The sequence below is a fragment of the uncultured Aquimarina sp. genome, from assembly GCF_947492405.1.
Lineage (GTDB): Bacteria > Bacteroidota > Bacteroidia > Flavobacteriales > Flavobacteriaceae > Aquimarina.
Genome location: NZ_CANLMP010000004.1, coordinates 614,262 through 627,635 on the forward strand (window position 1 = coordinate 614,262; position 13,374 = coordinate 627,635).

At 31.8% G+C, this 13,374-nt stretch carries 7 protein-coding genes; 1 reads left to right on the forward strand and 6 read right to left on the reverse strand.

From position 1 onward, the window contains the following. Positions 1 to 432: 432 nt before the first annotated feature. Complete coding sequence (locus tag Q0829_RS17320; protein WP_298545552.1) at positions 433 to 1,812, reverse strand: hypothetical protein; 1,380 nt, start codon at positions 1,810 to 1,812, stop codon at positions 433 to 435. A 364-nt stretch (positions 1,813 to 2,176) separates the two neighbouring features. On the opposite strand from Q0829_RS17320, the gene Q0829_RS17325 reads away from it, so the two are divergent. Further along, positions 2,177 to 2,368 carry a hypothetical protein gene (locus Q0829_RS17325; RefSeq protein WP_298545555.1) on the forward strand — a complete coding sequence of 64 codons (192 nt, stop codon included), beginning with the start codon at positions 2,177 to 2,179 and terminating at the stop codon, positions 2,366 to 2,368. Between the two features lie 682 nt (positions 2,369 to 3,050). On the opposite strand, the gene Q0829_RS17330 is transcribed toward Q0829_RS17325, so the two are convergent. The 5 genes from Q0829_RS17330 to Q0829_RS17350 all read right to left on the reverse strand — a co-directional run bounded on the left by Q0829_RS17330 (position 3,051) and on the right by Q0829_RS17350 (position 13,248). Continuing rightward, entirely contained in the window at positions 3,051 to 4,280 is a 1,230-nt protein-coding gene (locus Q0829_RS17330; RefSeq protein WP_298545559.1) for a hypothetical protein, read from the reverse strand. A gap of 248 nt (positions 4,281 to 4,528) precedes the next feature. After that, on the reverse strand, positions 4,529 to 7,798 hold the full coding sequence (locus Q0829_RS17335) for a carbohydrate-binding protein (protein ID WP_298545561.1): 3,270 nt from the start codon (positions 7,796 to 7,798) through the stop codon (positions 4,529 to 4,531). Positions 7,799 to 8,212: 414 nt separating this feature from the next. Then, positions 8,213 to 8,542 (reverse strand): hypothetical protein, encoded by a 330-nt coding sequence (locus Q0829_RS17340; protein ID WP_298545564.1) that lies wholly within the window; start codon positions 8,540 to 8,542, stop codon positions 8,213 to 8,215. 571 nt (positions 8,543 to 9,113) lie between these two features. Then, entirely contained in the window at positions 9,114 to 10,139 is a 1,026-nt protein-coding gene (locus Q0829_RS17345; RefSeq protein WP_298545566.1) for a M12 family metallopeptidase, read from the reverse strand. Positions 10,140 to 11,007: 868 nt separating this feature from the next. After that, positions 11,008 to 13,248, reverse strand: a complete 2,241-nt coding sequence (locus tag Q0829_RS17350; protein WP_298545568.1) for a sialate O-acetylesterase — start codon at positions 13,246 to 13,248, stop codon at positions 11,008 to 11,010. Between the last annotated feature and the right edge of the window lie 126 nt (positions 13,249 to 13,374).

A 13,374-nucleotide genomic window follows, 5' to 3' on the forward strand; every position in this document is an offset into this window, starting at 1 on the left:
CAGGTCGTTGATCTGGTTTTTTGTTTGGAGCAACTTAGGATAACATTTTTCTACTTAAGAAGAACCTAAAATTAATTCGAATTTGATCTAATTCAAAAAGTTAAGCTTGTGTTATATCTACAATTGTTGGGAATATTTATATTTTTACAAAAATTGATGGTTCTAACCTTAACTTCTCTCTAATAATCAGGTCCACTTAACCAAAGTATTTTTTAAAATTAAAATATTTTCAGCTATTACTTTAGTAAATTTAGAAATCGATCAATGCACGTCACGAACTATCTGGGAGATACCGATAAAGACATAATGAAATACATTAAACATTATAATTCAAGCCCGAATAATTGTAAGTCATTTTTATCAGGATTTACGATTATCGGGCTTATTTTCAAAAACTAACTTAATAAATTTCCTTGATAGTGCCCATTCTAATTAGTTAGTTGGAAACCCGATTTTAGTACCAATTACACTTTCTTCTGGTTGAGTAACTACTGGGCAGTTAATAATTGCTCCTGTTGCGGTTAGTAAATTAGATAATGAATTTGCCAATGGGCTAGGATTGGCATTGCCTCTAAATGGAATTAAAATACCTTCTTCCAGAAGTTGATTTACTTCATCAAAACTTTTTAAGATTGGACGCTCGTTTTCGGGAACAGTAAATTCGGTAATATGTGCATCCCACATTGGTGCATATCTTATGTCACTTGGATCAATTGGGAAAGTATTTGTTGGATCTTGTGCCTGTCGATCACTTAAGGAAGCGGTATTTAAACCTTGCACTCCTAAACCATCTGTATCCGTTGTTCTACCATTAGCTGTAGGACTAAAAGGGAGCATGGAACCTCCTGGAAATAATCCAAAAGTAGGTAAGTTTGCTAATCTTGGTGCAAAAACTCCCAATTCAATAGTCGCAGGACCTGGATCGGATGTATCTGTTACTATATGGAAGAAATATGGTTTTCCATTTTGCCATCCATCCAAAATTTGTAAAACAACCGATGCTTGACCAATACCAAGATTTGGATTATTTAAATCATCCTCTTGCTCTTGTCCATTTCCTTCAGGGTTAGGAATTCTATCATGAATTCCAGTTTCGTTCGCTACCATTTGGGCGTTGATAACCACACCACTAGGTAGCACAACATAAGAAGACCAATTAGAATCCGCTATTGCACCAGGATTTACCTCTGCAGGTGGGAAACCAAATAGCAATCCATCATCAGATGTCCCTCCAGTTACTAAGGATCTTTTTGGAGAAAAATCAACAGATCCTTCAAAAACAAGTCTTCCTCTTCGATTAAAATGACCTTTTTGTTCTCCACCAGATCCAATTGAAGCCGCCATTCTAGGAGCATAAATAACTCCTAATTTTTTAGCCATAAAAAAATCAGATGATTCGGTTATGACATAATAACCTTTTCTTTGGTTTCCATCTGGCAACGTTTCCAAACCTTGAAACATTGGGAATCTAGCTGTAGGCCCAGCGGGCACGACAGATCTATCCGTTCTATAATCAATACCTAGTACGCTCGGTATAAATACATTTTGTGCATCGGTAAATTGTAATGCAGGCCTAAAAAAGTTATAAGGAACTCCTCCATCTCTTCGAATACTTCTTAAAAGAACTCTGGCTTCCTTTAAAGCCCTAAATGAGTGGAACAAACCTTTGGATTTAGCTTCTTCTTCTAATGAATCCTCAGCCACCTCATCAATAACTACTTGTTCTACAACATTCTCAGTGTCATCATTATTACAAGCTAAGAACAATGAAGCTGCAAATAAACTTAGTAACGGTAATTTAAATCTTTTCATTTTGTGTGATTTTAGAAAAACAATAAATAATTGTTTTTAAGATTAATTAATATTTGTGTACTAGCTTATACGGTAATTCTTGATAAACTTACTGGAGCTTCTAAAAAAATATTTAATCAGCATTTTTTATTCTCATTTTTATCAATTTGGAAGCCTTTTGTTTTTTATAAAATATTTAGGCTGTAATATTTTTCGTCTATAACATAAATTTCATGGTGAAAAGAAGAAATCTGTATAATTCGATTCATAAAAAAACCAAATTTTGTTTTATTTCACAAGGTTAAAAACAAGTTAAATAATTAATAATCAGATATATTGACAGTAATAATGGCAAAATATTTCGACTGCCTAACAAAACATTGTTATGAAAACAAATGATATAAATTTATTTCTTGGTAGATTCGAAATCAATTTAGGTCTTTTCTATTTCTACAAGAATTACATCATAGCGGAGATAAAAGAAGGTGAAATTGTAAGTATTGAAAAGTTAAACCAACTCATGCCCCTAATATTAAAATATTATAAAAATGGTTCTCCATTTACATATATCGAATAGAATAAATCCTCACAGTATTAACTCTTTGGACTAAATAGAATGTCCTTTTATTTATCTTGAAAATTTTATCGGATATAGTGCTATCTCTTATAACGAGATTACGCGAAAATCTATAGAAATTGAAAAGCATTTCGCCCAAAGACCCTTTTTTATTTTTAATAACATTGATGATGCTATTAGATGGACATATAATGAGGTTATTGAATGATCTATTATCCTTCTTTAAATTCGAATGTTTTAATTATCAATTTTCGAGTTTCATTTCACCTACAATAATTTTATAAACTAAAAAAGCTCTTAAAGACTTTACAGTATTTAAAAAAATCTATTTTAAGAAATCAATTGAGGTTCGATACCAAAATTTATATTCGTTTCTTTATCTGAAAAATGAATAATATTCTTTCATCACACCATTATTTAAAAACCGTAATTATTTTCTTCCTTTTCAGGTTTTAGGATTTTGAACTTCTTTCTTGAAGAATGCCGTTTTGAGCAAACCACGCTACACTTAAATCGCAGGGCTTCGCCCAAACCTGCTACAATAAGAATAAAGAATTTTATATGAATAGAATCTAATATTAAATGCTTTAAGTACTATCTGAATAAGCCTTATAATTTAGTATATTTCAGATCTAAGATACCATCTAACAAAGATTTAATCTTCTTATTGCTTCCAAAATTATTAATTATCAAATGGAGGAGGATTATTTGCTAATTGTGCATCGCTTAAAGTATGCATATTAAACACCTGCCACTTTTCTGTAATATATCTGAAACGACCTATTCCGATATCTCCATTGGTTTTCCATTGATCCCATTCTGCAGTTAGACTTGACCAATAATCTGCACCAGCACTTAGCATCATTCTTGCATTTCTTCTATCATCAGGTTTATTAATCTCATTAACAACTAATCTTGATTCCATAGACACCCAAACTCCAGCAATGTCATTAGGATCTATACTAATTCTGTTCTTATTTGGCCAAAAATGAAAATTAAATCCACTTCTTAATGTAGATGAGATTCCACCTCCGTTATTAGACTCATCTCTAATATCAGCAGGAATATTTATATCTCCTTGAAAATCTTCTGCGTAATTAGCTCCAGCAATAGATGACGTTTTTTCCCATAACCGCCATTTGCCATCTGTTTTACTTAAATACCACGCTTGTAAATTTCGAATCTGAAATCTGGTATTTGTAGAAGGATTACCACTGGGATCAGTATATACTTGCCCCCAAATAAACATGGCTCTCCAATCATCCGGAGGATTGTTCCCGTAAGATATTCTAGGCTGTAAAGCCCAGCCTAGTTCTATAGGAACCCCACTTGGATAGCCTTGATGAGGTAATCTCATATCGTCCTTTATTAGTTGTATTGAGTTAAGTCCGAATGGAGTTGAAGGCACACCTTTGATTAAAAAAATTTCTGCATCACCAATGTTATAAGAAGTACTCCATAATAATTTATCCCCTGAATGATCGTAAATAACATATTTATTATTACTTCCTTTAATAGCGTAATAATCATTTCCCAAGGATTCTAAACCAAATACTTCCCAATCACCAATATTTTGTGTATTACAAGTTAGCGGATACATTGCGTTTCCTGAGCTAAGGTATTTGCCATTATTTCCTTTTATCGCCACTTTATTTCCGCCTAAATGTTCAATTATAAAGTTTTCCCAGCTTCCGGTCTGTGTTCGATCGGCCTGAACCGGTTTTTCTCCATTTTCTGAACTTACATATAATGAATTTATTAAAGTTTTGAAAGTTACATTTGGATATACATTAATAGCTATAATATTACCTTTATTAGAATCTTTCGGTTCCTCAGGTTGTTCTTCTGTAGAACAAGCTAAGAACAATGAAGCTGCAAATAAACTTAGTAACGGTAATTTAAATCTTTTCATTTTGTGTGATTTTAGAAAAACAATAAATAATTGTTTTTAAGATTAATTAATATTTGTGTACTAGCTTATACGGTAATTCTTGATAAACTTACTGGAGTTTCTAAAAATTTATATTTAATCTGATTCTAGAAACGTTTCGGGAGGGAATTCTGTGAATTTATATTATCTGTAGTCACAAAAAGTAAACATAGTAAACCATGAGGTTTCTTATTATCTTCATTTTTGTATATTTGATTAAGTTGAATTTTTTAATATGAGTTATCGTTCATCAAAAACCTATGAACGATAGATTTTCCATTACAGTAAGAAATACGTAAAAAATAAACACCATTTTCAAGATTTGATGTGTTAAATTGTATATCAGCATCTATTGTGTTTAACTTTTCTTTTTTATATAAAACTCTACCTTCGAGATTGATTATACTAACGTCGTTTATATATTGTAATTTTTGATGATTATTCTCTAGAGAAAGATGTAGTATATCGCTAACGGGATTTGGATATAATTTGAATTCAAAATCTAAGTTATCAGATAAAGAAGATCTATTTTGATTTTCTAAGCTAAATTCAATATAACCAGTACAATTTAACCATTCTAACTCAGCTCCTCCACAATTTTCTGTTTCATGATTCCATCCTCCTGTATTTATTGATTGATTTTCTGCCTGATATATTTTATCTCCAACTCTTATATGATCTATTCGTAAATCATTATTAATTCCATTTGGAGCGATACCATCATTAATAAAATGAATTTGTACCTTACTTTTAGGTTCAAAATTAAACATATATTCTTCAAAATTTTGAGTAACTTGATTTTCCGAACTAATCTGTATATCATCTACGTAAACATCAAATTTTTCAGTTCCAGATCTACCGAGAGCAGTAATTACAAATCCATTGGTCATAGACTTGATTAAAGAAAAAGTAATTCTATCAATATTAAAGTACCCATCTATCATTTCAAATCTCAAAACTTTATTTGTACCCTTTACTAATTCAATATTTTCTAGTTTAAAAGATTCAAACTTCTTCCAGTCTCCAGTATTTTCAACATCAATTACACCTAAAACAGTGTCATCCAATTTAATTCTTAACTTACCTGGATTTTCAAACTTAGATGCGAGATTCACAATAAAATCATAACTACCATCTTTTTCCACATCCACAGAATATTCTAACCACTCGGAATCATTAACCCAACCAATATGAAACCCGTTACTATTAGCTTCTATATCAACACTTGTTTCTCTGTATTGTTTTCCAATGTTTTCAATATCAATATCTGAATAAGAAATACCTTCTCCTCCATCATCAAAGTTCTCGGCTTCAATAGAAGATAAATCCTTTATAATCCAATTTTCACCATTATTATTAAATGTGGTCTGATCAATTTCCGTTGATTCTGAAAGAACACCTACAAAAGCTCCTCTTCCACCTGTTCCAAAGTATATCTTGCCATATTGATCTTTACTAGCATCCATTGTAGATACTTTATCCATAGGTAAAGTTTTATAAGCGTTAGTGTTTTCCCAATTCTCATCATTGTTTTCAGATTTATAAATATCCTTTTTACCATCTATAGAAGCCACTATATACAATACATCAGAATCATCATTAATTTTATTCTTTCCAAAGGCAAAATTTATACAATCTGTTACATTAGAAATCGGATTCCAAGATTTTCCCTGATCCAATGACTTATATAAAAAACCTCCGCTTTTATTCACAAAATATAATTCGCTAGTTCCCGGTTTAGCCTTTAAAACTACTTGATACCAATCAACTGGTACATTTCCAACAACATTCCAATTAGCTCCATTATCAGAACTTTTATAGATATTCTTTCTATCATATAAATAAAATGTGTTACCATTAATAGGGTCTGCAATAAGAGATTTACTACAAAACCAATATTGTCTCAATGATTCTATTCTTTGAGGCAAACCATTGCTTTTTTTCCAAGTTCTCCCTCTATCTGTTGTATAACGAGCATCTACTTGCCATTGGTCAGAAGGTAAACCTAAATTCGATTGGCTCATAGGTACCCATACCATTATATTTGGGTTACTTGAAGAGAATGCTATATTACCGTTCTGCATATTTGTCGGTATAGATGCAAAATTTTCCCAAGTATTCCCTCCATCATTTGATAGACCCGTATAAGCAGTAACAGAACCGTATTGAGAACTCCCAACATATGCAATATGTTTAGGGTCCGTCTCACAAAAAGAAATATCTGATATGATTCCGAATTCATTAGGATAAAATTTATTATTTGGAACCTCATTAAATTTTGTTAGGGACATACCTGCCATATCTGCGACTCCTAATATAACTTCTTTAGGTTGTTGAGGTGGTGATACGATTGAAATACATACAAATTCCTCTAAATTTTGATTTTCAACCTTCCATTCAGGATTAGAGGCTTTTCTATTATTTGTTTTATAAACTGCAAAACCAGTAGTGATCCAAGCACGATTAGGATTCGTTGGATCTATCAAGATTTGACCAGCATAGGTATATGCCGACCAAGAAGGATAATAACCTGGTTCTTCTATATTATCTGAAGCAAAAGTTAATGAATCCCATGAATTACCCCCATCTATACTTCTATGCATTCCTTTATTGTTTCCAAAATTCCATTGAAATGTAAAAACTTCATTTCTATCATTAGGATTTACAGATATCCCTGCAAAACCTTGGCTTTCTTTTATGGAAGGTGTAACATCAATCAAATCCCCATCTCCTAAGTATTTATAAACTTTACCTTCTCGATTAGCAGAAGGACCATCGGCATAAGTAACATATAGAACTCCATCATTGGACAAAGCGCCATGAATAGGTTTCAGCTTTATATCTGGACCTCCTCGTAATAATGACCAACTAACACCTGAATCATCGGTTTTATAAATTCCAAATCCTTGTACTCCTACATAAACTATATTGTTTTCTATAGGATGAATCAACGAGAAAACTTGTCCTCCTTCTTCTCCAAAAGGAATTTTATCCTTAGAGATTTGAAACCAGCTATCTCCTTGATTTGTAGATTTCCATAGACCATCTCTTCTAGATGCATAATATAATAAATCCCCATGAGCACTCAATCTCTCCCCTGAATGCCTCCATTCGCCGTTACCTTCAACATATACATTTAAAGGAATAGGTAACCAACTATTTCCTAAATCAGTCGACTTATACAATTGCCCAACTTCTCTATTACCCATTTTAGCATAGAGTATATCTTTATTTTGTCTATCTAAAGATATACTTTCTACACTATAACCTATATTTTTACCATCCATTAATGGAACCCACTCGGATGATGAATTCTTCCATCTAAAAACACCTCCAACATCAGTCCTGGCATATACAACATCCTCATATAAAGGGTGAGCTATAATACCTGTTACAAAGCCCATTCCTTGTAGATTAACATTTTCCCATTTCCATTCTTGAGAGCTCGCTATTTGGAACAAAAACAAAAACAAAAACAATTTTGATAAATAAAGCCTCATAATTTGTGTTTATATTTATGGTTAATGAAATCAAAATTAATACTAAAACGACCATCAAATATTGACTATAGTCAATATTTAGGTTTGAAAAAACATATCATATAATTTAACGTGAGTTCGGTTTAAGAAATAATGTTTTTCTATTGTAGAAAAAGTAGCAAACAAACATATTTAAGAATTTAACATTCAGACATTTAAATTGTTTTCTGCATATGATTTCTACAAATAGAATTATCGATATTTTTTATCTTATTGATGATTTTTGCATAGAAATGAACAAATTATTGATAAAAATAGCTTGAAGATCACAAAGTTGTTAAAAGGCGTAAGAGGGCTTCTAGATTATCTCAAAGCGAGATTATTACTATTATGGTTCTATTTGGCAGTTGATCACTGTTCCGCTGAGAGTACTACTTACGAAGAGTATTCAGAATCTCCAACGGCACCAGATATAACTACTAAAGGCGGAAATGCTTCATCCAGATTATTTGAGCCACGAACAAGAAATCTTTCTGGACTAAAGTCCGCATTTCCTTTAAAAGTAATTCTTCCTCTTCTGTCTACCTTTACACGTTGAGCAGCAGCACCTGACAAAGAACCAAATTTTAACAAGAATTTGATCCGATGTTTAAGTAATAATAAAATATACTGGTTTCCTCTCAGGACTATTAGCAAGGTTACATTTCCCATTATATTATCTCTTAAATTCTCTTCATCTACGTCAATAGCATTTGGTAAAAACACGCTTAATTCATCAAGAAATGACCTGCTAGGTCCATTGAAATCAAAAATATTTCCTTTTGCTTCCTTTGTTCCAAGTTTTACTATTCTTATTGCTTCTATTTTTGATTAAAAAATCAGAAAATAATTTAGAAGATTCCTCTATTCCTTTCACTCCAAAAACTTCTTCAATAATCTTTCCGTTGAATGTATTAGAAGAGATTTCTGATAGATAAATTTCTTTAGACTAAGATTCATCAGAACTACAACTATAGATCAATAAACTATAAATACTTGAATTTTTCATTTTTTTAGGTTTTAAAAGTGAATGTTTAGTGATTTAACTGTAACAGTAGTCATAATTGATTTTCTTAATTAGAGTAAAGAATATTCAACACATCCTTAAACCCGAGTTCGTGAAATCTTAATAATATTGTAAGTATCGAGTTTTAGGATGTATTAAACTATTCTTGATAAATAGGTTACTATTATAATGAATGGACTTTATGACATAAGATTTTTACTTTGACAACTACATATGCCTATTTCAAAAACATTATGAAATTATTTAGACTTGTAAAATATTCAAGTTTGCTTAATTACAAGAGCTTATAAAAATCCAGTTGAAAAAATCTCTTTCGTATAAATTACCCTGATAGGTTACCCTATCGCCAACGAAGTAGTTTGTATTCGGGTTCCATTCTGACACCCCATCACAAGGCCCACTAGGATCTGGATCTATAGGTCCGCCACCTCCATCTCCAGGATATGCCTGATTGGTACCCTGAATATCTAAATTTGATAAGGCTGCTCTCCTGGCTGGTAAAATATTTCCTTGACGATCGGTAATAGTCGGAAGCCCATTTTTACTAAACGTATAACTACCATACATCATGGTAGAGTTGATATCAAATGTACCTGTTAACAATTGTGCATTTTGATCAACTCCAAATTGATTGGCAGCTCCATTTATAATATTTTGGTAATTGATAATGATATATTGATCCCTATCAGGGCGATTCTGCTCATGTAAATATCCGAGTGTATGACCAATTTCATGAATGATCACTAGAGCCGTTGAACCACTACCAAGTCTAATGAATCCATTTGATCCATTCATACCTAAGGTAGCGACTCCACAGTTACAGTTTTGTCCATTGCTACTAATGGTCACATAATTAGATTCATTGGTTCGTTGCTTAAATCTAATACTTGTTTTACTTGTCCATTCATCAAAAGATTTTTGCAATTCATTACGAACATTATTACTTAATCCCTGTATCTGATATACAACGGTGTTATTAGGCCATTTGCGTACAGAACCTCCTAAGACCAATTTTTGATTATCCGCTCCGGGTATAGGATTTTTAGAAATAGCAACTGGTTTATCCGATAATTGTTCCTCAAATAGTCTGACATCGCTTCCTCCTAGACTATAGCTTCCATCTTCTTCTTTTCTAACTTTTACTTTCTTACCTAAAAAATATTTTTCTTCCAGGTTTGATTGTTGCAATTCTTCCGATTGGGTGTTTTCATCGAATCCTTCATCTCTACTACAGGAAGCAAAGATAATTACCATGATAAAAGCTAAAATTTTTAGCCTACTAAATACATTTTTCATTTTTTTTGATTTTAAAAGTTAATTTTCTTTTTCATTTATAGCACCAAAAATATTGGTGTTTTTTTAAAAAGTTAATACTTACACATTATTACTGCAATAACTCTAATCTATATACTATTAAAAGTCGACACAACAGAAATTTGTATGTGATTGTAGACTTAATTAGGGTCTGTTATAAAACACCATAATAAATTAGCTACCTATATTAATTCTAATATCTTTTTGTCTATTTTGAGCTCATTAGAGCTAATTGTATGATATGTGATTTGACCGTATTTCATTATTTTATAAAAAGAGTTTAAGATGAAATCAATAATCAATTTCAACAAGCTTTACGATTTAAATATCAGTTTGTTGGTATTCTGAATTTAATCAAGTGTACAAATCAAATACATTTGTATGTAACCTATTAAGTAAGATTATAATTCTTCTTTGAAATGTGAAATAGTTATAGTGATTCATAATGCTTTTCACTATAGAAGGCTTAGTTTGTTATCTAAAGTAATTCTGTATTTTCTACTTAATCCATTTTAGAAACAAAAGGACTAATAATCAGAAGTAAGTCAACATTAATTTTTCTTTTCTATTCATTAGTTTCTTCTTTTTTTATTAAAAGTAAACAAATTAACAATGTTACTTCAAGGTAAATTGATAGTTACTCGACACAAATTGATAGTTAGAAAGAGAAGATCCACAACTGGAGATTATAGAAACATAGGTAATCGGGAATATCCTATAGATATTCAAAACAATTATGTGCAAGGAGTATTATTTGATATTTATATCTTACCATGGTCTATTTTTAAATGGCTTAAATAAGATCTTCATTCATTGGAACTATTTGTATTCGTCAAGGAAGAAGGTTCATTCAGTTTTTGACTATTTTCTTTGAAATCGTACCTTCTTTAGTATCTATGAAAATAGAATATATTCCAGCTTTTAATTTTGAGATATTTAGTCTTATTAAATCTTTATCCACTATTATAGATTTTGACAAAACCTCTATCTGCATACTACTGTATATCTTTACCTTAACTTGATTAATAGGAAAACCAAAAGCAATAAACAACTCATCCTTAGTAGGATTAGGATATATTAAATAATTATTTTTAGTACCAAAAGTTTCATTTCCTGTTTGTTCTATTTGTACCAATACATCGTAAAAGTTTTGAGCAGGAAGTTTTTCATTGTCATATATAGCGTTACTCACGCCATCATTTAACAATCCATAAGATAACCAAATAGGTTTTGAGATATCCAAAATTGATGAAGGTATTATCTCTAAAACATTTCCATTTATATTAATAGAACTGATTGAAACCAAGCCATTATTTTTTAGTTTAAAAGAGTCAGGAGATACTGAGGATTCATTATGAATCGCCCTAAACTTTGCATCATTAAACGGAACAGTTATTTTATTAAAAATATGATTATAAGTTATACTGTCTTTATCTACAATTGGTCCATAACCATTGTCTCCAAAATAGAAAGCTTCGTTTATTGCCATAAACCATCTCCTAGCATATTCTGACATGTCCTTATCTGATTTAAAGTGCAAAAAATCCCCATTTTCGTCTGATAAATTTATATCATATGTTGCGGGGCCTAAAAGAGCGTTTTGATTAGAATTAATTACCTTCAATTGAGCCTTTCTGACAGCATTCAACCCCATATTATTCGCATGACCAATTTGTCCTGTTAGGACTTTGAGTCCCGGAAAATCAGAAGCAATTGTACTTACAAAAGTATTTAATCGTTTTTCATAATTTACCTCAGAAGTATTTGAAACTGCATCTCTTTCTCCCTGAAAAAACAAAACACCTTTTACTTTTCCTCCAGTATCTTTTATTCGTTGGTTCATTGAGCCATATAGTGTATTAGGGTTTGAATGATCTTGATCAGGTTGCCATTGCAGAATGCTGGATCCTCCTTTGGCAGCTGGAATAAACGCAACCGGAACATTTTGTGATTGCATAATACGTGTAGCTATAAAAGGCCAAGGAGAACCTTTTGCTGCTCCATCGGAACTTACATGATCAATTTGTCCAACATTACTATCTACTGGATCAGTAAGCTCTTTCCAGGTATAATCATTGCCGAATACAATGGCCTTTAGTATTGGGTGAGCATAACTATTGTATGTTTCTCCTCTGCCAGAGGCATTGCTTTGACCTGCAATGACATAGATATCTCCTATACCTACATTTCTGACTGGAATAGTAACAGAAATATTATCAGAAAATCGAACCCATAGTGTTCCCTGACCTTGATTCTGGTTTTTTAGAGAACCTGAAAATGTGCCTTGACCATTAGTGTTTAATGATAAAGAAGTCCAGATTTCGCTGTTACTCCATCTTGCTTCTATGCCAGAAGGATTTCCCTTATAATTCCCCTCAATAAATAGATCTGCTTTTCCCAAGTGATCTCGCTGAAAAACCTGATATGGACTAATATTGTTTATTGTTATGGAATTATTTTCTACAGATAAAAATTTTATATCATCCACATACAAATTTCCACTCCCTTTACCAAAACCAATGCTATATTGAACTTTTCCAGAATTATAAGTGTTGTCGGTTGTAGTAATTAGGTTAGTGAAACTCATACCATCATTGGAATAGTCTAAAATAAGATCATTATCATTAACAGTAGCTTTATACCAGCGAGGACTATTAACCCCAGGCGCGGTCAAACTTTCCGAAGATAATAGTGTAAAACTAGATGCATTTGATTTATAAATCCTGACATTATTAGTTGAGCTGTTTACTTGAAACAGATATCCCTTCATTAAACCTGTTGTTATAGAGTTCGAACCATTTGCACGAAGAATAAATCCAGACCTCCTAGCAACAGTATACGTTTCTTTCCAGATAATTGAATAGTTTCGCGCTGCAGGAAACAGGTCCATATTGGCAACTGCAGTACTTCCTGACCCGGCAACCAGACCTTCCATAGATTTACCTTCTGTAGAATGAATTGAAACCTTAACTAGTCCATTTACTGCAGTTATATTAGCAGGAGCGAGTCCGTTTTGGTCTTTTTCGAAATCATAAGATTGAGCTAGGATAAAGCAAGGCAATAATTGTATTAAAATAATTACTTTTTTCAAGTATCTTCTTTTTAGTTATTTATAAAGAGATGCTGATAGTTTTAATCAAATAAACTACCGCTATAAGAGCATTCTTTATGATTCTTATATTTAAGAGGTTATCTCAAAATTAATTTCAGACAACCT